We start from the raw sequence: 23633 nt of genomic DNA, 5'->3' as shown, positions 1-23633 counted from the left end.
CACCAGCGCCGCGATCCCGGGCCCGTACTCCTCCGCCCGCTCCCCGTGCGGCCACGCCCGCCCCAACGCCCGCGCGTCCGCCACACACCACCCCAAGGCGGCCCGCGTATACCCGGGAACGGACTCCGCCACCACGGACCCCACAAACGCCTCCCGCACCATCGGCCCCACCCGCCCCGCCAACCGCACCACCCCCGACCACTCCCGCACCCGCCAACACCCCAACACGTCCAACGCCTCACGAACCCCGTCCAACCCCTGTTGGCGAAGTTCATGGTTCAGCGTCAGTTGACTCGTCATCGGACACCCCTTTCGCCGGGCGGCGTCTCCGCCCGGACCGTCGTGGGGTGATCGTCGCGGGAAGGCCCACGGCTCGACAGGGACGTAACGTCCTAGTTTGAGAGCCCTAGTTGGACACTCCCAGGAAGTCGGCGATACGGCGCAGGCCGGGAGGTGTCCTGCCCCCGGCCTGGAGGTCCTTGACGATCGTGACCGCCAGGGTGTGATGACGTATCCAGGCGGGGGCGATTCTGTGGAGCCGTTCCAGTGCCGCGACCGCTCCTTCGGGGCTGCCCAGGTCGGCATGGGCCCGGGCCACGTCGAGGAGGAGCCAGGTGCGCCAGGAACGCGGGGTGTCGGTGCCGAGGCGGATGCCCTTCGCGAGGGTCAGCGCCTCGGCGGGGCGGGCGTGCTGGACGGCTAGGCGGACGCGTTCGATGCGTACCGACGAGCGGCTGAACACGGAGACCATCCGGGCGTCGCCCGGGGCGGGCAGGGCGGCGAGCCGCCGGGTGGCGTGTTCGGCTTCGAGCATCATCAGGTTCGCGGTGTCGTAGTCCCCGCGTCTGGCCGCACTGGTGGCGGCGGACATCACCAGGCCGCCCCACACCCGGACCTGTTCGACGGAGCTTTCCGTGACCTTTTCGACGGCGTCGGCCGCGCGGACCGCCAGGTGTTCGGCGTCGTCCAGCCGGTTCTGCCGCTGGTAGTTCCAGGCGACGGAGTTGCTGATCATCGGTGCCAGCAAGGGGTCGTCCGAGTCCCCGGCGGCGCCTATGGCCCGTTCGAGCGCCGAGAGCGCGAGATCCGTTTTTCCCAGCCGGATCGCCAAGTGCCCGACCAGTTGCGGAGGGTCCGCCTCCCCGGTCGACGGCACCCCCGGCGGATCCCCGAGCAGGCTCGTCAGCTCCATGCCCAAGCCGTGGGAGAGCGCGTGCAAGGTGGGCAGCCGCGCGCTGTGCTTGCGCTGCTGTTCGAGTTTTCTCACGACGTCGACGGAGACGCCCGCTCGCTCGGCGAGGGCTTCCTGAGTGAGACCGGCGATCCGGCGGAGGCGGGCGAGCCGCTCCCCGAGGTGCTCAACAGCCATGTGCCCAAAGGTACGCCCGCGTCGCGCGCACGGGCCGCGCCCTCCGGTGAAGGCCCGAAAACCGGTGGAGCCGGGGGCGCCGGGACCCGTACCGTGCCGACGTTCCGTGATGTCGAGGCAAGGGCGTTCCGTTGTATCTCGTGTGAGACCTCCCAAGCGCTGATCTGTCGCGCGTCGCCGCTGTGCGCCGTGCTGCTTCTTGCTGCGGATTTCTCACGAGAAACGGTGTATCCCCGTGCTCGAAACCTGGGTGGTCACCCCCACCCGTCTGCCACTCGTCCGCCTTCGCTGCCATGACTGCGCGGCCCGACACTTCCGGGCGAACGGCAAGTTCCGTGTCAACGCCCACCACAAACTCCTCGACGCCTGGCTCCTGGTGCTCTGCACCGGCTGCGGGACCACGGCCAAGCTCACGGTCCTGGAGCGGATGAACGTCCGCGCCGTACGCCCCGGGCTGCTGGACCGGCTGCACGCCAACGATCCCGGCCTCGCCGCCGAACTGCTCCAGGATCCGGGCGTACGGCGACGTAACCGGATCGCCCTCGACTGGGACGACGCCTGGCGGCTCGACACCGGAGGGCCGGTCGACCCCGGCCGGACGGTGATCGACGTGGAGGTCCGGTTCGGGGCCCGGATCCCGGTCCGGCCGGTGCGGCTGATCGCCGAGGGGTGCGGACTGCCCCGGGCCGAAGTCGAACGGCTCCTCAAGGAGGGGAACCTCGTCTCCGCCGACCGGCTGGACGGCAGGCTGACCGGGGACTTCGCCTTCACGCTCAAACGCTGAACCGCCCGACCACGACCGGGCCCGTCCGGCACGACTCCACCGGACGGGCCCGCCGCGGTCCGCTGTACCGCGTGGGCGGCACCGTCGGCCCAAGCGGTCAGATCAAGGCGGCGAGCACTCGGGATCGCAGCTTGCGGTCGGCGATCGTCTCGACGTTCCGCCAGGCGTAGTCCGTGACCTCTTCCTGCTGTAGTGATACCGCGTGCCGGTCGTCGAGGGTGCGGAAGACGTACCGGAAGTCCGCGTGCCAGTGCGCGGGTTCGTTCTTCGCCGCGTTGGCCGGGATGTCATGGATGTCGACATGAATCGGTACGGAGCCGACCGGCGCGACTCCGACGCCGATACCCGTCTCCTCGAACAGCTCGCGCAGGGCCGCGTTCATCAGATCCGTGTCATCGGATTCCAGATGGCCGCCCGGGGTCAACCACCGGTCGAGGGCGACATGGTGGATGAGGAGCGCTTCGCGCCACTCGTTGACGAGTACGGCCCCGGCGGTGACGTGCCCGCGTACCTCGGACCGCGCCGTGACGTCCGCGCCTCCGTCGAGGAGTGCGTGCAGAGGGGCGAGTGCGGGCGCGTCCTCGGGGTGGGCGGTGGTGTACCGGGTGAGGGTGGCGCGGATGTGGTCGGCCGTGATGGGCATGGGATCACCTGTTGTAGTAGCGGAGCCAGGTAGCCGCGATGGCGGCCCGGTCCTCTGCGGGAACTTCGTGCATGGCCGCTTTCAGACCTCCTCGGGCCAGCAGGCACACAGCCGCGAGGATCTCGGACTGAACCAGGAAGATGAAAGGACCGACACTGGCGCCGTGCAGGAAGTTGACGGCGTTGCCGCCGTTCAGCAGGTAGAAGTGGTGACCGGTGGTGGTGCGTGAGGTGTACGAGGCGATGCGACGGCCCGCGATAGAGCCGAAGTGATGCTCCGGAGCACGGTCGGGTAGGCGCCCCGCACGCCGGACGGGCCCGGAACTCGATAGCCCTCGGGTCCGTGGACATGCGAGCCTGCCGGTGTCGGTGGACAAGGCAAGGGGGGCCGATGGAGCGGGACGAGGTGCTGCGGCGGCTGAACGAGCTGGCCTGGGAGGGCGTGTTCGGTACCCCCGGGGCCGACCGGCTCATCCGGGCCGGTGTCGACGCGCTGCTCGTGGGGATCGACTCCCCCTCGCTCCCCGCCCTGGCCGGGCTCCTCCGGCACGAGGAGCCCGAGGCGCGGGGCCTCTTCGAGGAGATGCTGGACGAGTTGGGGCTGCGCTGGGAGCCGCCCGCCGACCCCGTCGAGGCGAAGTGGGCGATGGCCGAGCGCGTTGCCGCGCAGATCGCCGACGGGACGCTCGATCCGGTCTTCGGTGCCCGTCTCCTCTACTGGGAGATCGCCGAGGCCCTGCGCTTTCCCGACTCGCTGGGGGAACTGATGGCCTGCGGCATGGAGGTCGTCGGTCTGGACACGGCTCGGGCCGAATCGGACGAGGAACTTTGCCGGGAGACGGTGGCCGCGGCCCGGAGGTTCGTGGAGGCGCGGCGCCGGGTCCGGGTCCCGAGGCCGTAGGCGGCCCGCGCGCGGAGGGGAATTCGCGGCCTTCGGTTGTGCGCCACGAGGACGAGGCATCAAGGGGGCGTCGTCATCGGGGACGACCCCGCGATCGGTCTCCCGGGGCCTTCAGGACCGTGCCGTACGGCGGTTACCGTTCGGTACGTCGCGTGACGATCATGAGCCGGGGGCGCTGTGCACGGCCGCCCCCGGGGTACTCGACCGCATTTCGCGAAGGGACCTCTGTGACCTCTGTACGACCGAAACGGCCCCGCCGGGCCGTCGCCGTCGGCTCCCGGCTGTTGGCCGTCGGCGCGCTCGCCGCCACCGTCGCCGCCTGTACGGGGGAGGGCTCCAAGTCCGCCGACGCGTCCCGGGGCGCGTCCCCGAAGACATCCGCGACGGCTTCCGCGACGGCGGCGCCGAAGCCGCCCGCCGCGGCGGACGGGACGGCGGTACGGGCCGCGCCCGGCAGCGGGCGGCTGCTCAAGGCGGTCGAACTGCCCGCGTCGGCCCGGCCGCACGGCGGGCCCGGTCACGTGGTCACCTACACCTCCACCGGCGCGGACGGCGGGCGCGTCACCGTTTCGGGAATGGTCTTCGCCCCGGCCGGGAAGCCCCCGAAGGGCGGCTGGCCGGTGATATCCCTCGCCCACGGGACCGTCGGGAACGCCGATATCTGCGCCCCCAGCCGGGTCGACGCCCGGGAGTTCGCCGGAAATCCCGAGATCCGGGGCTGGCTCCACCGCGGCGTCGCCGTCGTCGCCACCGACTACGAAGGGCTCGGCACCCCCGGGCCGCACCCCTATCTGCACGCCCGCAGCGCCGCGTACGGCACGATCGACATCGTGCGCGCCGCCCGGCAGGCCGGGATCGGGACCTCGGGGACCTGGGTCGTGACGGGCCAGTCGCAGGGCGGCCACGCGGCGATCAGTACGGCCGTGTACGCGACCCGCTACGCCCCCGAACTCGACTACCGGGGCGCCGTCGCCACCGCGCCGCCGACGACCATGTCCCGTCTCGTCAGCGACCGTTCGCACTCCGCGTCCGAGGAACGGGTCATACGGACGGCGCTGTATCCGCTGGTCACGGACGGACTGCGGGCACTCGGTCCGCGATACGACTACAGCGGCCTGTTCTCGGCCAAGGCCCGCGCACTCGCCCCGGCGGCCCGGGAGAAGTGCCTCTCCGGCCTCTTCGAGGAGGTCGCGCGGGCCGGTCTGAACGACGACAACGTCTGGAAGCAGCGGCCCGAGACGGCCCCCGGGCTGCTGAACGCCCTCCGCCGCCATACCGACGTGCCCGTCGTCCGGTTGGACCGGCCGCTCTTCATCGGGCAGGGCGCGAAGGACGAGATCGTGCAGGCGCCGGTGGTGGCCGCGTACGCCGACGCCCTGCGGAAGGCCGGTTCCCCGGTGACGTACCGGGAGTACCCGGCGGCGACCCATCTGACCGTCATGGAGGCGGCGGAGGCCGAGACCACGGCATGGCTCGCGGCCCGGCTCGGGGTGCGCTGATCCGCGTCGCGCGACGGGTGCCCGGCCGCGCGGCCGGGCACCCGGAGCCGTCCGCTACGCGTCGAGTACCGCGTCGACCTCGATCTCCACCAGCCACTCCGGCTCGATGAACCGGGACACCTCGACAAAGGTGCACGCGGGCCGGATCTCCCCGAACCGCTCGCCGTGCGCGCGGGCCGCGTCCCGCCAGGCCGTGATGTCCGTGAGCATGATCCGGGTCCGTACGACATCCGCCGCCGACGAGCCCGCCGCCTCCAGGGCCGCCTCCGCGATGTCCAGGCACCGCACGGTCTGCGCGTATACGTCGCCGGGCGCGACCGTCGTGCCGTCCTCGCCGATCGGGGCCGTACCGGCGACCACGACATGGGATCCCTTGCGCACGGCGCGGGAGAAGCCGATGGCCGCCTCGAAAGGGGAGCCGGAGGGGACGTTGTGGCGTATCTGTTCCATCCCTTCAAGATCCCCGTACGGCCGGATCAGGCAAACCCGCGATCTCCGCGCGCAGCAGCCCCGCCAACTTCTCCCGGAGGTCGTCCACCCCTTCCTCGGCGTGCGCGGCCCGCAGCACGTCGACCACGGCCGGGGGCCACCGCTCCACCGGCCACGCCTGTAGCGCGCGTACGGCCATCCGGCGGTTGCGGGACGTGTGGTTCCGCAGGGCCGTGACGAGCAGGGCACGGCCCAGGCCGGGATGGCGGTCGAGCCGGCTGACGACCATGTCCAGACACTGGTCCGCTTCGTGGCCCGCCCCGAATCCGAGGCAGTCCGCCGGTGGCGACCGCAGGTCGGCCAGTGGCAGCAGCCGCTCCGCCGTCTCGAAGACCGTCTGCGCCTCGTCGTCGGGGCAGTCGTCGACCAGGAGGTACCAGAGGCCGGATTCGAGCGGTGCCGACGGCATCGCCTTCAGCAGGCCCGCCCGGTAGGGCAGCCCCAGCAGCCGCGCCAGCCAGGCCGCGCGCCGGATCTCCGCCGGATCGGTTCCGTGCCACGCCGCCTCGATCAGGGCGGGTGTCCCGGGGGCGTACAGCGTCTTCGCGTACGCGGCCCGGAGCATCCGGATCCGGCCGCCCCACCGCTCCACCGCGCCCGACGGCCGGGTCAGGAACCGGTTGATCCCGGCCAGGCCCAGCAACCATTCCGTCGACGGCGGTCGGGCGGTGGCGTGGTGCAGATAGCGGATCAGTGCCCGGGGCCCGTCCTCGTACGAGCCGATCGAGGTGCCGGGGCCGTCCACATCGGTCAGCGCCGCCAGCAACCGGCCCGCTCCCCGCAGGAGTTCGTCGTCGATCTCGTCCCGGTCGAGGGCCCCGGCGAGATCACCGGTCTCGGCGGCGATCAGACAGAAGTAGCTGTCGAGTACGCCGCCGGTACACGATTCGCGGATCAGCCACTCCTCGACCCGGGGGTCGGCCGAACCCCGGAGGGCGCGGACGAGCCCCACCCGTGCCCAGCCCTCCGCCTCGGCCGCCATGTGGAGCAGCAGGGATTCCGGGTCCCGGGGCAGCGCGCGGACGGCCACGATCGCCGCGTCGGTGAAGTCGCCGATCACACCGAGCCGACGGAGGACATAGGGGCCGCAGCCACCGTGCCGGGCGGCGAGCAGCAGCCCGAACCGGACCGCGTTGAGGTGCTCCCCGCGCGTGGCGGACCAGCGGGCCAGCGCCGCCAGCCGGTCGCGGGGCAGGGCGCGCCGCCCGATCGCCGTGAGTACCGGATGGTCGGCGCCGATCCGTCCCAGGCGCCTTACCCGCCGGTCGAGATGGGCGAGGACCGTCGGGTCCGGTGGTCCTCCGGTCGCAGTCAGCCGGGCGACGACGGCGGCGATCCGTTCGGGTTCGTCCGGGGCCAGGGCCGCCCGGCGGCTGTGCGCCGGGGCCTCGGGCGGGGGTGTGCGTCGTGGCGGGTACGGGGCCGGGTCCGGGTCCGTACGGCCCAGGAGCCTTACCGCTTCCGCGCGGATGTCGTCGAAGAGGGACGGGCCGCCGCCGAGCGTGCCGACCAGGTCCCAGCCGGGGTCGTGGGTCACCGGACGAGTGCCCGGGAGTCCTTTCCTTCAGTCATACGCCGATTATCCGCGACGGGCCGCAGGTGGGCGGGTTCTTTTTCCGGGCGCCGTCGGCGGGCGGGATCGAAGGCCGGAAAACGCCGGTCGGATCGGTGGGGGCGTGGCGATAATCTGCCCCATGGACTCATCCGACTTATGGTCTTGGATCATGACATTGCTGGCCCCGGGGGTGGGTGGGGCAGCGGGTGCCAGGGGGGCCGGAGGTGACGGGGCGGGAAAGCGCGCGGGGCCCGACCCGGGCGATCCGGAGCATCCGGAGACCGGGGCATCCTCCAGGCCGGAGCAGCCGGACGCGGCGGCACACGGGCAGCCGCCGACAGTGGTCCCGCCCCGGCCGCCGTCCCCGCTCGGGAACGCGGCGCCGGTCACCGTGACGGCGCTGATCCTGGCGGTGGTCCTCGTCTTCGGGTTCGCCGTCTACGGGCTGGTACGGGTCGTCGGCGACGACGGCCGTTCCGGCTCGGCCGGCGCGGCACCCGGGGGGCCGAGCGCCACGGGTACGGCCGTGGACGGCGCCAGGACCGGCCTCGGACTCCGGTCGGCCGAAGCCGTGCTGCCCGGCCCGGAGAGCATGCCGCCCGGCTGGACGCCGGTGGGGGAGGCCGAGACCACGGCCGTGGCCCCGGAGAGGTGCCACAGCGGGTGCTGGGGGCTGCTCAGCGAAGGCCAGGTCGTCTACGCCGAGCCCGGTACCGGCCATCGGGCGTTCGTCCAGGTCGAGGCGTACGAGTCGGCCGTCACCGCCGTCGCGGGCTACCAGAAGCGCGCCGACCAGGCCCGTTCGGCCGACGGCGTCGGACTGACCTATCTGGAGCCGTTCGGCGACGAGAGTCTCGCGTTCGCCCGGGACGACCACGAGGGCGCGGAGCCGGCCTACTCCATGGCGACCCTGATCCGGGCCGGGACCGTGGTCCTCCGGGTCACCTACGGCGGCGGCGACGACCGTGTCGAGACGCCGGTCGTCGCGGGCCTCGCCCACGCCGTGACCGAACGCGCCCGGCAGGCCCAGCACGGGGAGGAACCGTCCGCCGCGTTCACCGGCTGACCCCACGGCGCCCATACCCTCGCGGCCCGTACCTCCGGCTCCGTCCCGCTTCCGGTCCCGCTCCCGACCGCTCCGGAGGGGCTACGGCAGCAGCCGCCGTTCCTTCGCCACCGCCACCGCGCCCGCGCGCGTGTCGACGCCCAGCTTCGCGTAGATCCGGCCCAGATGCGTCTTCACCGTGGCCTCGCTGATGAAGAGCGCGCGGGCGATCTCCCGGTTGCCGAGGCCGCGGGAGAGCTGGCCCAGGATGTCCGTCTCGCGGTCGGTGAGCGTCGGGGTGCCCGTGCCGCGCATCCGGTCCATCACCCGGGACGCGACCGGGGCCGACAGCGCCGTACGGCCCTGGGCCGCCGAGTGGATCGCGGTGAACAGCTCCTCCGGGCGCTCCGCCTTCAGCAGATAGCCCGTGGCGCCCGCCTCGATGGCGCGGGTGATGTCGGCGTCCGTGTCGTACGTCGTCAGGACCAGGACGTGGACGTCGGGGGAGGCGATCCGGCGGGTGGCCTCGACCCCGTCGATCCCGGCGCCGAGCTGGAGGTCCATCAGCACCACGTCGGGGCGGAGCTTCGCGGCCATCGCGACGGCCTCCTCACCGCTGCCCGCCTCGCCGACGACCTCGATGTCGGGGGTGCTGCCGAGGAGGGCCAGCAGCCCGGCCCGTACCACCGCGTGGTCGTCGCAGAGCAGGATCCGTACGGCGGTGTCTCGGGGGGTCACTGGGGCTCCAGGGGGATCGCGGCGGAGACGACCGTGCCTTCTCCGGGCACGGACTCGATGGTGAGGACGCCGCCGAGCTGCCCGGCGCGGGCCCGCATCGCGGCGATGCCGTGGCCGCGGATCCCGGGCGGGGCGTCCGCGGCGGCGGGCGGGAAGCCCCGGCCGTCGTCGGCGACGTCGAGGACGACCTGGTCGTCGAGGTGGGTGAGGGTGATCGTGGCGAGCGACGCGTCCGCGTGCTCCCGGACATTGGCCAGCGCGCCCTGCGCGATCCGCAGCAGCGCCGACTGCGTCCGGTCCGGCAGCGGGACCGCCGGGGCGCCGTCGACCAGCAGCCGGACCCGGAGCGCGCCGGACGACTCCCGGTCGGCGAGTACCCGCAGGGCCTGCGCCAGGCCGCCGCCCGCCGCCAGGTCGGCGGGGGCCAGATCGTGGACGAAGCGGCGCGCCTCGGTGAGGCTGCGTTCCGCGATGGACTCGGCGGTACGGACATGGCCCCGGGCCGCCCCGGGGTCGCTGTCCCAGGTCCGTTCCGCGGCCTGGAGCAGCATCTGCTGGCTGGACAGGCTCTGGGCGAGCGTGTCGTGGATCTCCATCGAGAGCCGCTGCCGCTCGGCGAGGGTGCCCTCGCGGCGTTCGGTGGCGGCCAGTTCACGCCGGGTCCTGATCAGATCGTCGACCAGGGCCTGGAGCCGGTCGGCCTGGCGGCGCATATGGAGGAAGACGCCGGTCGCCAGGGCCGCCACGGTCGGCGGCAGCAGGAACAGGTTGGGGTCGAGACCGTGCCGCAGCTGCCATTCGGCGTAGACGACGAGGGCCGTCAGTACGCCGACGAGCGCGATCGCGGCGGGCGCGGGCAGGGTCCGCAGCCCGGTGTAGATCAGCGGTACGGCACACCACGCGAAGCTCGGAGCCAGCAGCACGATCACCACCCAGCAGCCGACGGTCAGCCCGAATCCGGCCAGCTCCGCCCGGCGCGCCCCGGCCGGGCCGAGGGGCGCGGCGAGCCGGAGCCGGGGTGCCGCGAGCTGGAGTACGGCGAGGGCGGCGGCGAGGCCGGTCACCCAGGGGAGCCGGGGGCTGTCGGGGTGGTTGAGGACGAACCGGAGCAGGGCGCCGCCGAGGAGGGTGAGGAACGCGACGTTCATCAGGGTGTCGAGCCGTCGGTCGTCCCGGCGCGCGCCCCGGTCGGAAACCGCGGGCCGGGGATCGTCGGTCCCGGGGTCGGTCCAGGGTCCGGGCTCGGCCCCGGCCCCGGTTCCGGTTCCGGTTCCGAGTCCGGTTTTGGGTCCGGGGCCGGGTCCGGTCTCACGCCGCATGCTGGTCTTCCTGGTGTGCTCGTAGCGCCGGTTCGGTACGGGGGCGGGGCGCGGGTGCGCGCGACGGCCCCCACTCGCATGGTGACCCGGCCGGGGTCCGGCCGCATCAGCCGATCGGTCGACCCGGCCGTCCTCCATCATGCACGCGGCGACGATCCGGTACGCCGACGGCCGGGGCCCGGTTCCGCCCGGAGGATCGATGGCAGACGGGTCGACCGGCCCGCGAACCGCAGGTACCCACCGCAGCCAGGAGTCAGGTCCATGAAGAAGATGTCGATCCGCGCCCGTGTCGTCGCCGGTACCGTCGCCGCCGCCGCGATCAGCGCCGGAACGTTCGGCGCGGTGTCCGCGAACGCGTCCGCCCCGGCCGCCGAGTCCCGCGCCGCGGTCAAGGCCGACACCCACAACCGCAACCTCCAGCAGACCACCCACCTCACGATCGACGCCGCGACCAAGGCCGCGCAGGCCGCCCTCGACGCCGCCGAGCGCTCCGGCCAGCGGGTCACGGTCGCCGTGGTCGACCGCAACGGCAACACCATCGTCACCCTGCGCGGCGACGGCGCGGGCCCGCAGTCCTACGAGTCCGCCGAGAAGAAGGCGTTCACCGCCGTGTCGTGGAACGCCCCGACGTCCGAGCTGGTCAAGCGGCTGGAGTCGACCCCGAACCTGAAGGACATCCCCGGCACCCTCTTCCTCGGCGGCGGCACCCCCGTCCAGTCGAAGGGCGCCCCGATCGCGGGCATCGGCGTCGCGGGCGCCCCGAGCGGCGCGCAGGACGAGGAGTTCGCCAAGGCGGGCGCGGCGGCCCTGGGCCGCTGACCCGTACGGGCCCGCACCGCAAGCACCGCACGTGCGCGGCGGCCCGGAATCCCACCGGGTCGCCGCGTCATCGTTGGTCATGTGTGTTTCTTTGTATGTGACCAACATCGCTGGGAGTGTGTGGCATGTCAGTGACCCAGATCGATATCGACGACGAAGCCCTGGCGCGCGTGATGGTCCTGGCGAAGGTCAGGACCAAGAAGGAAGCCGTCAATCTGGCTCTCGCCTTCTACGCCGACCAGCACGAGCGAGCGGCCCGGGTGGCGGGCCATTTCGAGCGGGCTCGTGAATGGGGCGCGGTCGAGGACGCCGAGCGTCGGCACGAAGCGGAGAAGCACGACTGGTGATCTTTCTGCTCGACACCTCGGCCCTCGTCCGGCTGCTCCGCTCGGCGGAGTTGCAGCACGCGTGGCGGGCCGCGCTCACCGCGGGCGTCATCGGATCCTGCTACCCGCAGCGCGCCGAATTCCTCCACAGTGCCAGGAACGGCCGCGAGTACGACGAGATCGTGGAGATGTTCGCCGATGTGTACCCCGATGTCACCGTGCCGAAGAGCGCGGGGCGTTGGATCGGTGGAGTGCAGCACCGCCTGGCCCGTGCCGGTGAGCACCGTGGCGCGTCCGCGGTCGATCTGATGATCGCGGCCACCGCGGCGCATCACGGTCTCACCGTCCTCCACGACGACGCCGACTACCGGGCCGTCGCCCGGCACGCGCCCGATCTCGCCGAGCACAACATCCACGACACCACCTGACCGACGGCCGTACCGCCCCTTACGGCGGGTTTCACCAGGCCACGAGGAGCCTAGGATCCCCGCATGCTGCGGATGCCTCGGTCGGTGCGGGTGGTGGGGGCCGTGCTGGGCGCGGTCGTCCTGGGGGTGGGCGGCGGCGGGTGTACGCCCGGTGAGCTGGGCGGGGTGCGGGGCGAGCCCGGGGCCGCCGGGGTGCGCGATCCCCTCTTCCCGAAGCTCGGCAACGGCGGCTACGACGTACGGCACTACCGCCTCGCCCTCGACTACGACCCCGCCTCCGGCCGGCTCGTCGGGACCGCCGAGATCGTGGCCCGCGCGGACCGGGAGCTGAGCGCCTTCAATCTCGATCTGCACCGGCTGACCGTCGACGAGGTCACCGTCGACGGCGAGCCGGCCACCGCCCGCCGGGCCGGGGACGAGCTGACGATCCGGCCCCGGGACGACATCCGGCGCGGCGCCGACTTCCGTACCGTCGTCCGCTACTCCGGGCTGCCGAGGGTCGTCACCGACCCCGACGGCTCCGAGGAGGGCTGGCTGCGGACCGGTACCGGGGCCGTGGCGCTCGGGGAGCCCGCCGGGTCGGCCGCCTGGTTCCCGGGGAACCACCATCCGAGCGACAAGGCCGCCTACGAGCTGGCGGTCACCGTGCCGAAGGGCGTCACCGCCGTCTCCAACGGCGAACTCGTCCGCGAATCCGCCACCGGCCCCGACGACACCACCTACGTCTGGCGGACCGCCGAACCCATGGCCTCCTATCTGGCGACCCTCGTGATCGGGCCGTACGCGATCACCCGGGCCGAGGCCGCCGACGGGCTGCCCGTCGTCAGCGCCGCCGACACCTCCGTCGCCCGCGCCACCGCGGGCGTTGCGAAACGGGTGCCGGAGTTCCTGGAGTGGGCCGTCGGCCGGTTCGGGCCGTATCCGTTCTCGTCCGCCGGGGTGATCGCCGTCCCGGACGGTATCGCCGGATACGCCCTGGAGACCCAGAACCGGCCCGTCGTCCCCGCCGGGATGTTCGACGTACCGACCGTCGTCCACGAACTGGCCCACCAGTGGTACGGCAACTCCGTCTCCCCCGAGACCTGGCAGGACATCTGGCTCAACGAGGGCTTCGCCACCTACGCCGAATGGCTCTGGGCCGAGGACCGCGAAGGCGTCCCGGCCGGGGACTCCTTCGCGGCGGCGTACGACGACGACGCCAACTGGGCCTTCCCGCCCGCGAAGCCGCCGTCCCCGGCACAACTCACGGAGGCACCGGTCTACGGGCGGGGCGCGATGGTGCTCCACCAGGTGCGGCGGGCGATCGGCGACCGGGACTTCTTCGAAATGCTGCGCGGCTGGCCCGCCGCCCACCGGCACGGCAACGCCTCGACCGCCGACTTCACCGCCTACGCGGAGCGGGTGTCGGGGAAGGACCTGGGGAAGGTGTGGGACGTCTGGCTGTACGGCGACGGCCGCCCGGCTCTGTCTTGACCCTCTTGAGGGGCGTCCCGCTGCCGGGTCGCGCCCGGCGCGGCCTGGCCCTCCAGGGCAACGCCCCAGCAACCCGGGCCGCGCCCGGCAGCCTGATGTTGTCGGCGGTCCGCACCACCGTCGTGGCTGGTCGCGCAGTTCCCCGCGCCCCTAAATGCTCTCCCGGGCACCGCCCCTGAAAACTAGGGGGCCGTCTGCGCACAGTCGTAGTGCGAAGGCCCCGCTCCGGCCGATACGGGGGAGCGGGGCCGACTCGGCGCCGAAGGGTCGGCGTCAGAAGGGGCGTGTCAGAGCGCGACGCCGAAGTCGCGTGCGATGCCCTCCAGGCCCGAGGCGTAGCCCTGGCCGACCGCGCGGAACTTCCACTCCGCGCCGTTGCGGTACAGCTCGCCGAAGACCATCGCGGTCTCCACCGCGGCGTCCTCGCTCAGGTCGTAGCGGGCGATCTCGGCGCCACCGGCCTGGTTGACGATCCGGATGTACGCGTTCCGCACCTGGCCGAAGTTCTGGCTGCGGGTCACCGCGTCGTAGATCGAGACCGGGAAGACGATCTTGTCGACATCGGCGGGCAGGCCCGCGAGGTTGACATTGATCTGCTCGTCGTCGCCGCCGCCCTCACCGGTGCGGTTGTCGCCGGTGTGGACGATGGTCTGGTCCGGGGTCGCCCGGTTGTTGAAGAAGACGAAGTGGCTGCCGGAGACGACCGTGCCCGCCGGGTTCACCGCGATCGCGGAGGCGTCGAGGTCGAAGTCCGTGCCCGTGGTCGTACGGACGTCCCAGCCGAGGCCGACGGTGACGGCGGTCAGACCCGGCGCCTCCTTGGTCAGCGATACGTTGCCGCCCTTGGTCAGGCTTACTGCCATGTGGGACATCCCCTTTTGTGAGCTGTGTGCGCGTCGTCGGATCCGGTTCCGGTACTCCGCCCCGAAACGATTCGTCCCGGATCGGGTGGGCCGGTCCAGGTCCGAAGCTACCTCTGACCCCCATCACGCCGACAGGCCGGTACCGGGTTCCACATCCGTCCCTTCCATTCCCGGGCCCCGCTCCGGGTGCCGGGTGCCGGGTGCCGTGCGGGGCGGCGGAAAAGCGGGATGACGGATCCGGGGTCGGCGCGGGATCATGGGGGCATGTCCGGGCCCTATGTCATCCGCGGCTCGGTCTCCCTTCCGGAGGCCGAGCTGATGTGGCGTTTCTCCAGATCGTCGGGGCCGGGCGGACAGCATGTGAACACCAGCGACTCACAGGTCGAGCTGCGGTTCGACCTCGCGGCCACGGACGCGCTGCCCCCGGTCTGGAAGGAACGGGCGCTGGACCGGCTCGCCGGGCGGCTGGTCGGCGGGGTGATCTCCGTCCGGGCCTCCGAGCACCGCTCCCAGTGGCGCAACCGGGAGACGGCGGCGGTCCGGCTGGCCGCGCTCCTCGCCGAGGCGACGGCCCCGCCGCCCAAGCCGCGCCGCCCCACGCGGATTCCGCGCGGGCTGAACGAGCGGCGGCTGCGGGAGAAGAAGCAGCGCTCCGAGACGAAGCGCGGCCGGTCGTCCCGTAACGACTGGTCCTGACCGGGCCGTCCCGGCTGCCGGGAGCCCGTCCGCCGGTCGGCCCCGTCCGCCGAGCCCGTCCGTCCCGCGAGCCCGTCCGTCCCGCCGGGGCGCCCCCGGCCCGTCGCGCATCCGACGATCGGACGACACCGGGGTCCGCCGGGTGGGCCGCGTCCGGTGGCCGGTGCGGCGACCGGGTCCGGGTCCGCCGGGGCGCACAGTGGGGGTACGGGCGGGGACACGGCGCGCGGATCGACCGTACGTACGCCGCCGCCGCACACCCACCCGCACACCCACCCGCCCGTACAACCCCGTACGCCCGGACGACAGGAGTCCGCAGATGACCGCCGACACCGCAGCCGCCGCCGCGCTCCTCGACGCCGCCCGGCGCGGGGACGCCACCGCCGTACGGGCCGCGCTCGCCCGGGGCGCCGATCCGGACGTCAGGGACGCCGAGTTGCGTACCCCGCTGCTGCTCGCGGCCGTCGGCGACCATGTCGAGGCCGCCCGGGTCCTGGTCGCGGCCGGTGCCGATGCCGATGCGCAGGACGCCAGGCACGACAGCCCTTGGCTGGTGACGGGGGTGACCGGCAGTGTGGCGATGATGCGGGCCCTGCTGCCCGCGAATCCGGACGTCGGGCTGCGGAACCGCTTCGGCGGGGTGTCCCTGATCCCGGCGGCCGAGCGGGGCCACGCGGCGTACGTCCGGGCGGTGCTGACGGAGACCGATATCGAGGTCGACCATGTCAACGACCTGGGGTGGACTGCCCTGCTGGAGGCGGTGCTCCTCGGTGACGGCGGGCCCGCGCACCAGCGGGTCGTACGGATCCTGCTCGCGGCGGGCGCCACCCCCGGACTGCCGGACGCGGACGGTGTCACGCCGCTGCGGCATGCCCGCAGGCGCGGGTTCACGGAGATCGCGGCCCTGTTGGCGGAGGCTGCGGCGGAGTAGGTCCCGCGTCCCCGGGGCCGTGGGAGCTGTCCACGTCGGCCCACAGGTCCCGCAAGTCCCGTGAGTCCCGCAGGTCCCGCGAGCCATGGGCCTCCCGGGTGCCTCCGGTGCGGCGGGACGCGAACGCCAGGACGACGGAGGCCGCGGCGAAGGAGAGCGCCACCGGCGTCACGTACCCGGGTACGTCGTCGGTGACGTACGTCGTACCGTCCTCCGTCTCGCAGACGTAGCGCAGCGGCAGATACTCCACACCGTGGTCGGCGAGGGATCCCGCCGTCACGGTCGGGCAGACCCGCAGGGGCGCCGGGCCGCCACCGGTGTCGACGGTGTCCAGGGCGGCCGCGGCGGCGCCGAGCAGGCCCCAGGCGTAGCATCCGGCCGCCGCCGCGCCCGTGAACGCGGCGGCGGAGCGGAGGAGCCACCCGCCCGCGTCGGGTCCCCGTGACCGGCGGGCGTCGAGGGCCGCCTCGACGCCCCGGGCGAAGAGGTACACGGTCGAGGCCAGAGCGGCGAGCAGAACCAGGGTCACCAGCATCCGGTCAGTTCACCAGCCCGGCCCCGGTCCGGTCCCGTGGTTTACCGGACTTCCCGGCCGCTGCCGTGGCCGGGCGCGGTCACCGGCTTCAGCAGGTGCGGACGCCGTCGATCCAGCTGGTGCCGTTGTCGATGTGGCCGATGTAGTAGCTCGCCGTCCGCGCGGAGGTGAAGTCGGAGGCGGCGACCCGGACCCAGTACGGGTTGCCGCCGATGGTCCGGCCCGCCCGGACGGGAGCTGCCGCTGAGCCCGCACGTACTGGGCGGGGCCACGGGCGGTGGCCCCGGCGGCGGTTGGGCCGGTCGTTCCGGCAACGCTTCGGGCGGTGATTCCGGAGGCGGTTCCGGTAAAGACTCCGCTACGGACTCCGCTACGGGTCCTGCCGATGGCCGCCCGGACGGGAGAGGCCCGGACGGCAACGGCGGTACGGGGACGGGGCGCGGCGCCGGACGGTCGGCCGCCCTCCGGACCGGGATCAGTGCCGACATCCGGGCCGATCTGCCGACCGCGCGGCGGTCCTGGGCACGGTTCGGGCTGGGCGGCGCGCTGCGGATGCCGCTCGATCCGGCCCCGCCGCAGGGGTATTCGCCGGACTTCCTGACCCCGGCGCCGCATCCGGCGACGACGGGACCCTCCCGGGCCGCGACGGCCGCGAGACCCTCGGCGCCCGGCCTTTCGTCCGGCCCGGGACCGGGTTCCGCATCGGGTTCCGTTTCAGGTTCCTTTGCGGGTTCCGGTTCGGGTTCCGGTTCGGCCGCCGCCGGGGACGTACGGCCCTACGAAGGCGTCATGGCCCGGCGGTACGAAGGCGTTACGGCCCGGCGTTGTGGACGGCATCGCGGCCCGACGGCCCGGCGGCAGCACGCTTCCGGCCCGACCCGACCCGACCCGACCCGACCCGACCCGACCCGACCCGGCCCCGCCCCGGCCGCCCGTCAGCTCAGATGCCGGTACCGGCCGCGGAAGTACATCAGCGGGCCGCCCTCCGCGCTCGGCAGCCCCACCGACAGCACCCGCCCGATGACCAGGGTGTGATCGCCCGCGACCACCCGCTGCTCGGTCCGGCACTCCAGGGTCGCCAGCGCGCCGCCCACCAGCGGTGAACCGCTGATCTCGCCCCGCCGGTACGGGATGTCCTCGAAGAGGAGCCGGTCGCTCAGCCGCCCCTTCATCGCGAACCGGCCCGCGATGTGCCGCTGGCTCTCGGAGAGCACCGACACCGCCCAGAGGGGCTGTTCGTCCAGCAGGTCGTCCATCCGGGAGCCGTTGCGCAGACTGACCATCACCAGCGGCGGATCCAGGGAGACCGAGACGAAGGCGGTCGCCGTCATCCCGGCGTCCTCGCCGTGCGGTCCGGCGTCCTCGTCGAACGCGGTCACCAGCACCACGCCCGCCGCCAGTCGTGACATGGCGGCCCGGAAGTCGTCGTTGCTCACCCCCTCAGCATGGGGGACACCGGGGGCCGGAACATGTCCGGCGGCGGGGCCGGAGGGAGTCGTATGCAACACACACGGAACGCTAACCGGACCAAACGGGGCGCCGCATCGGGCCCCGGGGGATGCGTTGGACCTAGGACCAAGGTCCCGGCGCGGTGCGGGCGCGGCTCAGGGCGCGGTTCAGGCACGGTGCAGGGGCGATTCGCCGCCTCCCGGGCCCCACGGGGACCATCCGACGTACCCCGTACCTCCTCCGGCCCGCTCCGCGCGCCCCCGGGAGCGCCCCGGAGCACGCTCCCGTACGCCCCCGTCACCCTCCGTACACAGAACCGATTTGCACTCCGAAAACGCTGGTAAAGGCCAAAAGTGCATCCCCGTACATCCCGGGTCCTCTCATCATTCCATGTGACTTGAGTCACAGAGGGCGGTATTTGTTGACCCTGTGTACCGAGTGGACAGCTCGCTGTGATTCAGTGGCCGGGAAACCACATCGGCGAACCGGCGTGGAACGACCGTATGAAGACCGCAACACGAAGGCCGAAGAGATACCTGGAGTCTGCTGTCGAGGTCTCGGGGAGAGCGAGCATGGAGACCGAGTCGGAGCCCTACGTCCGCCTTGCGACCTTGCGGCAGCTGCACAAGGTGGTGGCTGAACTCACCGGAGCCGGCAGCCTCGCCGACACGCTCCAGAACGTGGCCGACGGCGTCGTGTCCGGCCTCGGTTACGAACTCGCCTGCGTCAACCTCGTCCGCTCCGACGGCGATCTCGTCGTCGCCGCCTTCGCGGGCAGCTCCGCCGCCGAGGCCCTGATGACGGGCCGGGTCGGCCCCCGGGCCTCCTGGGAGCGGCGGCTCTCCATGGGCGAGGCGTGGGGCGATCTGCGGTTCATCCCGCACACCGAGGGCTGGGTGCTGATCGAGGACGACGTCCCCCAGTGGCACACCGAGGGCCCCGAGCCCCGGTTCGACGACGAATGGCACCCCCGCGACCGGCTCTACGCGCCCATGCACGGCTCCGGCGGCAACCGCGAGCTGCTCGGCGTGATCTCGGTCGACCGGCCCCGCAACGGCCGCCGCCCCGGCCCCTGGGGCCAGGAAGCCCTCCAGATGTACGCCTCCCAGGCGGGCATTGCGATCAGCAACGCCCGGCTGCGAGCAAACATGCAAAGGGCACTTGTCCGGCTGGAGCGGGAACAGCAGGCGCTCCGGGCGAGTGAGGAGTCGTTCCGGCAGGCGTTCGAGTACGCCCCCAGCGGGATGGCGATCGCCGAGATGGGCGGCGACCAGCACGGACGGCTGCTGCGGACCAATGACGCGCTCTGCCGGCTGCTCGGCCGCCCCGCGTCCGTACTGCGCCGCTACTCCTTCGCCGACCTGGTCCACCCCGAGGACGTCGGCACCCTGCTGCGCACCTCCGCCGAGGGCGGCCGGGCCGAGATACGGCTCGGGCGGCGGGACAGCAGCTATGTCTGGGTCTCCCTCCGCAACTCCGTCGTCGCCGACACCGCCGACGGCCCCCGCTTCCTGCTCACCCACGTCGAGGACATAGAGGACCGCAAGCGCCATGAGCTGGCGCTGGCGCACCGCGCCTCCCACGACGCCCTGACCGGCCTGCCCAACAGCGCCGAACTCCGCTCCCGGCTCAGCGCCAAGCTCTGCGACCGGCCGCAGGCGCCGCAGGGCCGCCCGGCCGGGGAGGGCGCGTACGACTACGAGTACGAGGGCGCCTACGACTTCGACTACGACCACGACGCCGACACCGAGGCGATCTTCAACACCGAGGGCTACGCCTTCGGCCAGGCCGGCCACCCCTACGACCACCATGTGCACATCACCGTGCCCGAGGGCGGCGCCGAGGACGGCACGAAGGGGCTCGCGGTCCTCTTCTGCGACCTCGACGGCTTCAAGTCGATCAACGACCGGTTCGGTCACCAGGCGGGCGACGAGGTACTGATCGAGGTGGCCCGGCGGCTGACCACCGGCGTCCGCGAGGGCGACACGGTCGCCCGGCTCGGCGGTGACGAGTTCGTGGTGCTCGCCGACGGCCTGGGCATCGCGGACGCCGAGGATCTGGCGGTACGGCTGCGGAACGCGATCGTGCTGCCGATCAGGGCGGGCGGCCGGGCGGTCCGGGTCGGCGCCAGCTTCGGGATCGGCTGGGCGAGCTGTGGAATGACCGTGGACGAGGTGCTGACCTCGGCCGACGAGCGGATGTACAAGGAGAAGCGGTCGCGCTCCAAGGTCCACCGGCGCGCGGGCTGACCGTGGTGAGTCGTACCACCGCGCGCGCCGGAGACCGGACGGCCGCGCTCCGCGCCCGCCGGGATTCCGTCCGCCGCCCGTGCCCGCGTTGTACCCGTCCTGTGTCCATCCGCTCATTGACCCGGCGTCCAACGTCCGTACGCTCTGTGGGAGAAGCGGGTGCGGGGGCGCCCGGCCGGGACCGTCCCGTCCGTACCGATCACGGTCAACACCGAACGATTGGTTCATTCGAACCGGGTAGGCTCGCCGAGTCGGCGTACCGCCGGCGACATGGTGAGGAGTGACAGGGATGACGGCCGCGAACAACGGCGGAGGCAGGCCCAACGGCAGCACGCCCGAGGACGACGACCCGTTCGGCTACCTGTACGAGGACGGGCAGGCCGCGGGCGCGACCAGGCCCGGCCAGGCGCGCGGGGGCTACGGCTACCCCGGGCCCGCCTCGCAGCCCGGCGTCCCCAGGACGTCGTACAACCAGGTCAGGGCGGTCGGTGAGCGGCAGTACGGCCACCACCAGCAGCAGGCCCCGCAGCAGCCCGGGTACGGCTATCCGCCGCCCCAGCAGCAGGCGTACGGGCAGCAGCCCTACCACCAGCCCGCCGCGCAGTACGCGGCGCCCGAGACCTACCCCGGCGGCACCGGACCCGGCAGGCACGGCTCGGGGCCGCCCACCGTCCCGGGCGGCGCCCACGGCTCCGGCGGCCGGGGCCGCGGCCCCAACACCAGGGGTCTGCTGATCGGTGCCGTGGCGGTCGTCGCGGTGGTCGTGGTGGGTATCACCGTCGCGATCGTCACCAAGGACGCCCCCAAGGACACCTCGGAGGACAAGCAGACCGTCGGCGGCCCCGCCAGCCCCGCGCCCTCCGCGCCGGACGACAAGGCCGAGGAGCGGGACAAGGACAAGGACAAGGAGAAGGAGGAGACCGGCCCGCTGCCCAAGCAGGACGCGGTCACCCTCCAGCTCGGCGGCAACGCCACCACGGACACCTCCATCGAGGGCGCCGAGGGCACCGGCGGGGCGTATGTCACCCAGTTCAACCAGGTCGGCTCGTCGGTGACGTGGAAGGCGAAGATCCGGCAGAAGGGCGAGTACCGGCTCTACGTCCGGTACACGATCCCCGCGAAGGACGCGCTGGCCACGCTGACCATCAACGGCAAGGCCAACACCAACCCCATCGGGCTGAAGAACTTCATCGGCGCCAGCGACCCGGCGCTCGACAAGAACTGGCAGACGACCTGGGCGCCGGTCTCGCTGAAGGAAGGCGAGAACGAGATCAAGATCTCCTGCGAGACCGGGGACCAGTGCGATGTGAACCTGGACTGGCTGGAGGTCCGCAAGCCCTGACGGGCGCCCCGCCGCGCCCGCGGGGGCGTCCCGGGGTCACCCCGGCAGCAGCCCCAGAAAGCCCGCCACCGTCCCGGCCATCGCCTCGCGAGCCGGGACGAGGTGTTTCCGGGGGTCGACGGCGCGGGGGTGGGCGGCCAGATACTCCCGTACCGCCCCCGTGAAGGCGGTGTTCAGCGCCGTCCCCACATTGATCTTCACCATCCCGGCGGCGATCGCCGCCCGGATCTCGTGGTCCGGTACGCCCGACGAGCCGTGCAGCACCAGCGGTACGGGGACCGCCGCCCGCAGCCGGGCGATCAGCCCGTGGTCGAGGGCCGCGGTCCGCTCGGTCATGGCGTGCGACGAGCCGACGGCGACGGCCAGCGCGTCGATCCCGGTCTTCGCGACATACGCGGCGGCCTCGTCCGGATCGGTCCGCACCCCCGGGGTATGGGCGCCCGGCGGCGGCTCGCCGTCCTTGCCGCCGACCCGCCCCAGCTCGGCCTCCACCCAGACCCCGTGCCGGTGCCCGTAGGCCGTCATCCGGGCGGTGACGGCCAGATTCTCCTCGTACGGCAGGGCGGAGGCGTCGAACATCACCGAGCCGAAGCCTTCGCCGGGCGCCGCCTCCAGCAGCTCGGGCGTGACCACATGGTCCAGATGGAGCGCGAGGGGCGCGGTCGAGGCGCGGGCCACGGCGAGCGTCGCGGCGGCGATCGGGGCGAGCCTGCCGCCGTGGAAGCGGACCGCGTTCTCGGAGATCTGGAGCACGGCGGGCCGCCCGGCGCGTTCGGCGCCCTCGGCCACGGCCTCGGCGTGCTCCAGCGTGATCACATTGAACGCGGCCACCCCGGTCCCGGCGGCGACCGCCGTCCCGACCAGCTCACGTGTACTGACGACGGGCATGTCTCCCCTTGCGTACGGGATGCGTACCGGCTAGTTCGGCTCCGTGTGTCTCACCACGGTGACATCGGTCAGCAGCCGCTCATAGGCGGCGGCGTCGAACTCGCCCGCCACGGGGGCGAGAACGGTGGCCGTGGCGAGGGCCACGGCCCGTACCAGCCGCTCGGGCCACGGCACGCCGTCGACCAGGCCCGTCAGCAGGGCGGCGACCGCCGAGTCACCGGCCCCGGTGGGATTGCCCCGGACCGGCGCGGGCGGCGCGGCCCGCCAGACGCCGTCGGCGGTCGCGGCGAGCAGCCCGTCGGGCCCGAAGGACGCGACGACGGCGTGCGCGCCCCGGCGGCGGGCCCCGAGCACGGCCCGGACCGGCTCCCGGGCGCCGGTGAGCCGGGCGAGTTCGTCGGCGTTGGGTTTGACCAGGTCGGGGCGGGCGGCGATCCCTCGGCGCAACGGTTCGCCGTCGGTGTCGAGGACCACGGGCACATCGTGGGCGTGCGCCCGGCGGACGAGTTCGGCATAGGCGCCGACATGGATCCCGGGCGGCAGACTGCCGCAGAGGGCGACCGCTTCGGCGTCCTTCAGCAGAGCCTCGTAGACGCCGACGAACCGGGCCCACTCCTCGGGCGAGACCAGCGGCCCCGGCTCGTTGAACCGGGTGGTGTCACGGCCGTCGTCGGCGGAGTCGACGACGGTGACGGTACGACGGCTGGCCCCGGCGACGGGCACCAGCGCGTCGTACGGGGCGAGGGGCGCGAGCAACTTCCGCAGCACGGTCCCGGTGGGCCCCCCGGCGAACCCGGTGACGACGGTGTCCCGGCCGAGCGCGGCCAGTACCCGGGCGACGTTGATGCCCTTGCCCCCGGGGCGCTCCACGACGTCGGAGACGCGGTGCGTGGCGCGGGGGGTGAGGACGGGGACCCGATAGGTGATGTCGAGGGCGGCGTTCAGGGTGACGGTCAGGATCGCCATCGTGGTCACCACCCCTGTCGGCGTCGGGTCGGCTCGGGCCGACCCCGGATACGGTCCTGATCATGCCAAACGCCGGTCCGTTGGCCCAGACCCCCGGCCGTGGTCCGGCCGGAACCGTCCGAAACTTCCTTTCGGGCGGATCCGTACCGGATTGGTCCAGGGCGCCGCCGGGCCCGGGTCCGGACCCCGGCCCGGCGGCTCGGGGTTCGGCACCCGCTTACTCCCGCCTGGCATCACGGGGTAATGACGGCCGGCGCGGAGCCGGTGATAACCGCACTACCGGACCCGTCGGCCGGGTTCGTGATTTCCCTCCGTGGTTTCAAAGGG

At 73.0% G+C, this 23633-nt stretch carries 23 protein-coding genes and 1 pseudogene; 12 read left to right on the top strand and 12 right to left on the bottom strand.

The window, feature by feature from the left end:
* Nucleotides 1-406: 406 nt before the first annotated feature.
* Entirely contained in the window at nt 407-1369 is a 963-nt protein-coding gene (locus tag AB0G74_RS17420) for a helix-turn-helix domain-containing protein (protein WP_361146753.1), read from the bottom strand.
* 235 nt (nt 1370-1604) lie between these two features.
* On the opposite strand from AB0G74_RS17420, the gene AB0G74_RS17415 reads away from it, so the two are divergent.
* Nucleotides 1605-2153, top strand: a complete 549-nt coding sequence (locus tag AB0G74_RS17415) for a DUF1062 domain-containing protein (protein WP_361146750.1) — start codon at nt 1605-1607, stop codon at nt 2151-2153.
* Nucleotides 2154-2250: 97 nt separating this feature from the next.
* Here AB0G74_RS17415 and AB0G74_RS17410 read toward each other — a convergent pair whose 3' ends face one another.
* Nucleotides 2251-2796 carry an NUDIX domain-containing protein gene (locus AB0G74_RS17410; protein WP_361146747.1) on the bottom strand — a complete coding sequence of 182 codons (546 nt, stop codon included), beginning with the start codon at nt 2794-2796 and terminating at the stop codon, nt 2251-2253.
* Between the two features lie 4 nt (nt 2797-2800).
* Nucleotides 2801-3019, bottom strand: a pseudogene (locus AB0G74_RS17405) (adenosylhomocysteinase); the annotation flags it as partial.
* 167 nt (nt 3020-3186) lie between these two features.
* On the opposite strand from AB0G74_RS17405, the gene AB0G74_RS17400 reads away from it, so the two are divergent.
* On the top strand, nt 3187-3696 hold the full coding sequence (locus AB0G74_RS17400) for a hypothetical protein (RefSeq protein ID WP_361146745.1): 510 nt from the start codon (nt 3187-3189) through the stop codon (nt 3694-3696).
* A 227-nt stretch (nt 3697-3923) separates the two neighbouring features.
* Nucleotides 3924-5195: a lipase family protein gene (locus tag AB0G74_RS17395; protein ID WP_361146742.1), complete on the top strand. Its 1272-nt coding sequence runs from the start codon at nt 3924-3926 to the stop codon at nt 5193-5195.
* Between the two features lie 54 nt (nt 5196-5249).
* Here the strand turns inward: AB0G74_RS17395 and AB0G74_RS17390 are convergent, their stop codons facing one another.
* On the bottom strand, nt 5250-5645 hold the full coding sequence (locus AB0G74_RS17390; RefSeq protein ID WP_361146739.1) for a RidA family protein: 396 nt from the start codon (nt 5643-5645) through the stop codon (nt 5250-5252).
* A gap of 4 nt (nt 5646-5649) precedes the next feature.
* The gene (locus tag AB0G74_RS17385) at nt 5650-7221 is read right to left on the bottom strand and encodes a hypothetical protein (protein ID WP_361146736.1); all 1572 of its coding nucleotides are present in this window, start codon (nt 7219-7221) and stop codon (nt 5650-5652) included.
* 409 nt (nt 7222-7630) lie between these two features.
* On the opposite strand from AB0G74_RS17385, the gene AB0G74_RS17380 reads away from it, so the two are divergent.
* The gene (locus AB0G74_RS17380) at nt 7631-8305 is read left to right on the top strand and encodes a hypothetical protein (RefSeq protein ID WP_361146733.1); all 675 of its coding nucleotides are present in this window, start codon (nt 7631-7633) and stop codon (nt 8303-8305) included.
* Between the two features lie 81 nt (nt 8306-8386).
* Here AB0G74_RS17380 and AB0G74_RS17375 read toward each other — a convergent pair whose 3' ends face one another.
* Nucleotides 8387-9022, bottom strand: a complete 636-nt coding sequence (locus tag AB0G74_RS17375) for a response regulator transcription factor (protein ID WP_361146730.1) — start codon at nt 9020-9022, stop codon at nt 8387-8389.
* A complete protein-coding gene (locus tag AB0G74_RS17370) occupies nt 9019-10170 on the bottom strand; it encodes a sensor histidine kinase (RefSeq protein ID WP_361146771.1) in 1152 nt (383 codons plus the stop codon). The genes AB0G74_RS17375 and AB0G74_RS17370 overlap by 4 nt, the downstream gene beginning before the upstream one ends.
* 432 nt (nt 10171-10602) lie before the next feature.
* On the opposite strand from AB0G74_RS17370, the gene AB0G74_RS17365 reads away from it, so the two are divergent.
* From AB0G74_RS17365 to AB0G74_RS17350, 4 genes are all read left to right on the top strand, one after another.
* Nucleotides 10603-11160 (top strand): heme-binding protein, encoded by a 558-nt coding sequence (locus AB0G74_RS17365; RefSeq protein ID WP_361146727.1) that lies wholly within the window; start codon nt 10603-10605, stop codon nt 11158-11160.
* A gap of 125 nt (nt 11161-11285) precedes the next feature.
* Nucleotides 11286-11507, top strand: coding sequence for a type II toxin-antitoxin system VapB family antitoxin (locus AB0G74_RS17360; protein ID WP_361146724.1), 222 nt, complete (start codon nt 11286-11288; stop codon nt 11505-11507).
* Complete coding sequence (locus AB0G74_RS17355; RefSeq protein ID WP_361146721.1) at nt 11504-11914, top strand: PIN domain-containing protein; 411 nt, start codon at nt 11504-11506, stop codon at nt 11912-11914. The genes AB0G74_RS17360 and AB0G74_RS17355 overlap by 4 nt, the downstream gene beginning before the upstream one ends.
* Nucleotides 11915-11986: 72 nt before the next feature.
* The gene (locus tag AB0G74_RS17350; RefSeq protein ID WP_361146769.1) at nt 11987-13387 is read left to right on the top strand and encodes a M1 family metallopeptidase; all 1401 of its coding nucleotides are present in this window, start codon (nt 11987-11989) and stop codon (nt 13385-13387) included.
* A gap of 287 nt (nt 13388-13674) precedes the next feature.
* Here AB0G74_RS17350 and AB0G74_RS17345 read toward each other — a convergent pair whose 3' ends face one another.
* A complete protein-coding gene (locus AB0G74_RS17345) occupies nt 13675-14250 on the bottom strand; it encodes a TerD family protein (RefSeq protein WP_361146718.1) in 576 nt (191 codons plus the stop codon).
* A gap of 264 nt (nt 14251-14514) precedes the next feature.
* Here AB0G74_RS17345 and arfB point away from each other — a divergent pair, with 264 nt between their 5' ends.
* A complete protein-coding gene (gene arfB, locus AB0G74_RS17340; protein ID WP_358823090.1) occupies nt 14515-14946 on the top strand; it encodes an alternative ribosome rescue aminoacyl-tRNA hydrolase ArfB in 432 nt (143 codons plus the stop codon).
* 319 nt (nt 14947-15265) lie between these two features.
* Nucleotides 15266-15877, top strand: a complete 612-nt coding sequence (locus AB0G74_RS17335) for an ankyrin repeat domain-containing protein (protein WP_361146714.1) — start codon at nt 15266-15268, stop codon at nt 15875-15877.
* Here AB0G74_RS17335 and AB0G74_RS17330 read toward each other — a convergent pair.
* Together AB0G74_RS17330 and AB0G74_RS17325 are read right to left on the bottom strand one after the other, a co-directional pair.
* Nucleotides 15834-16412 carry a hypothetical protein gene (locus AB0G74_RS17330; RefSeq protein ID WP_361146711.1) on the bottom strand — a complete coding sequence of 193 codons (579 nt, stop codon included), beginning with the start codon at nt 16410-16412 and terminating at the stop codon, nt 15834-15836. The two genes, AB0G74_RS17335 and AB0G74_RS17330, sit on opposite strands and share 44 nt — an antisense overlap.
* Nucleotides 16413-17347: 935 nt before the next feature.
* Nucleotides 17348-17920: a flavin reductase family protein gene (locus AB0G74_RS17325; RefSeq protein WP_361146708.1), complete on the bottom strand. Its 573-nt coding sequence runs from the start codon at nt 17918-17920 to the stop codon at nt 17348-17350.
* A gap of 513 nt (nt 17921-18433) precedes the next feature.
* Here AB0G74_RS17325 and cdgB point away from each other — a divergent pair.
* Entirely contained in the window at nt 18434-20110 is a 1677-nt protein-coding gene (cdgB, locus tag AB0G74_RS17320; RefSeq protein ID WP_361146705.1) for a diguanylate cyclase CdgB, read from the top strand.
* Nucleotides 20111-20399: 289 nt separating this feature from the next.
* Nucleotides 20400-21452 (top strand): CBM35 domain-containing protein, encoded by a 1053-nt coding sequence (locus AB0G74_RS17315; protein ID WP_361146702.1) that lies wholly within the window; start codon nt 20400-20402, stop codon nt 21450-21452.
* A gap of 36 nt (nt 21453-21488) precedes the next feature.
* On the opposite strand, the gene AB0G74_RS17310 is transcribed toward AB0G74_RS17315, so the two are convergent.
* Both AB0G74_RS17310 and AB0G74_RS17305 read right to left on the bottom strand, forming a co-directional pair.
* On the bottom strand, nt 21489-22340 hold the full coding sequence (locus AB0G74_RS17310; RefSeq protein ID WP_361146699.1) for a class II fructose-bisphosphate aldolase: 852 nt from the start codon (nt 22338-22340) through the stop codon (nt 21489-21491).
* Nucleotides 22341-22370: 30 nt separating this feature from the next.
* Complete coding sequence (locus AB0G74_RS17305) at nt 22371-23306, bottom strand: 1-phosphofructokinase family hexose kinase (protein WP_361146696.1); 936 nt, start codon at nt 23304-23306, stop codon at nt 22371-22373.
* Between the last annotated feature and the right edge of the window lie 327 nt (nt 23307-23633).

The organism is Streptomyces sp. NPDC020875, from assembly GCF_040641415.1.
In the GTDB taxonomy this organism is placed as follows: Bacteria; Actinomycetota; Actinomycetes; order Streptomycetales; family Streptomycetaceae; genus Streptomyces.
The sequence above is the reverse complement of the archived record's forward strand: the minus strand, read 5'-3'. Positions and strand labels throughout refer to the sequence as shown.

Coding starts and splice junctions, on each gene's coding strand:
- AB0G74_RS17420 (WP_361146753.1), bottom strand. CDS start 1,369: ATGGCTGTTGAGCACCTCGGGGAGCGGCTCGCCCGCCTCCGCCGGATC.
- AB0G74_RS17410 (WP_361146747.1), bottom strand. CDS start 2,796: ATGCCCATCACGGCCGACCACATCCGCGCCACCCTCACCCGGTACACC.
- AB0G74_RS17400 (WP_361146745.1), top strand. CDS start 3,187: ATGGAGCGGGACGAGGTGCTGCGGCGGCTGAACGAGCTGGCCTGGGAG.
- AB0G74_RS17390 (WP_361146739.1), bottom strand. CDS start 5,645: ATGGAACAGATACGCCACAACGTCCCCTCCGGCTCCCCTTTCGAGGCG.
- AB0G74_RS17370 (WP_361146771.1), bottom strand. CDS start 10,170: ATGAACGTCGCGTTCCTCACCCTCCTCGGCGGCGCCCTGCTCCGGTTC.
- AB0G74_RS17365 (WP_361146727.1), top strand. CDS start 10,603: ATGAAGAAGATGTCGATCCGCGCCCGTGTCGTCGCCGGTACCGTCGCC.
- AB0G74_RS17360 (WP_361146724.1), top strand. CDS start 11,286: ATGTCAGTGACCCAGATCGATATCGACGACGAAGCCCTGGCGCGCGTG.
- AB0G74_RS17350 (WP_361146769.1), top strand. CDS start 11,987: ATGCCTCGGTCGGTGCGGGTGGTGGGGGCCGTGCTGGGCGCGGTCGTC.
- AB0G74_RS17345 (WP_361146718.1), bottom strand. CDS start 14,250: ATGGCAGTAAGCCTGACCAAGGGCGGCAACGTATCGCTGACCAAGGAG.
- arfB (WP_358823090.1), top strand. CDS start 14,515: ATGTCCGGGCCCTATGTCATCCGCGGCTCGGTCTCCCTTCCGGAGGCC.
- AB0G74_RS17335 (WP_361146714.1), top strand. CDS start 15,266: ATGACCGCCGACACCGCAGCCGCCGCCGCGCTCCTCGACGCCGCCCGG.
- AB0G74_RS17330 (WP_361146711.1), bottom strand. CDS start 16,412: ATGCTGGTGACCCTGGTTCTGCTCGCCGCTCTGGCCTCGACCGTGTAC.
- cdgB (WP_361146705.1), top strand. CDS start 18,434: ATGGAGACCGAGTCGGAGCCCTACGTCCGCCTTGCGACCTTGCGGCAG.
- AB0G74_RS17315 (WP_361146702.1), top strand. CDS start 20,400: ATGACGGCCGCGAACAACGGCGGAGGCAGGCCCAACGGCAGCACGCCC.
- AB0G74_RS17310 (WP_361146699.1), bottom strand. CDS start 22,340: ATGCCCGTCGTCAGTACACGTGAGCTGGTCGGGACGGCGGTCGCCGCC.
- AB0G74_RS17305 (WP_361146696.1), bottom strand. CDS start 23,306: ATGGCGATCCTGACCGTCACCCTGAACGCCGCCCTCGACATCACCTAT.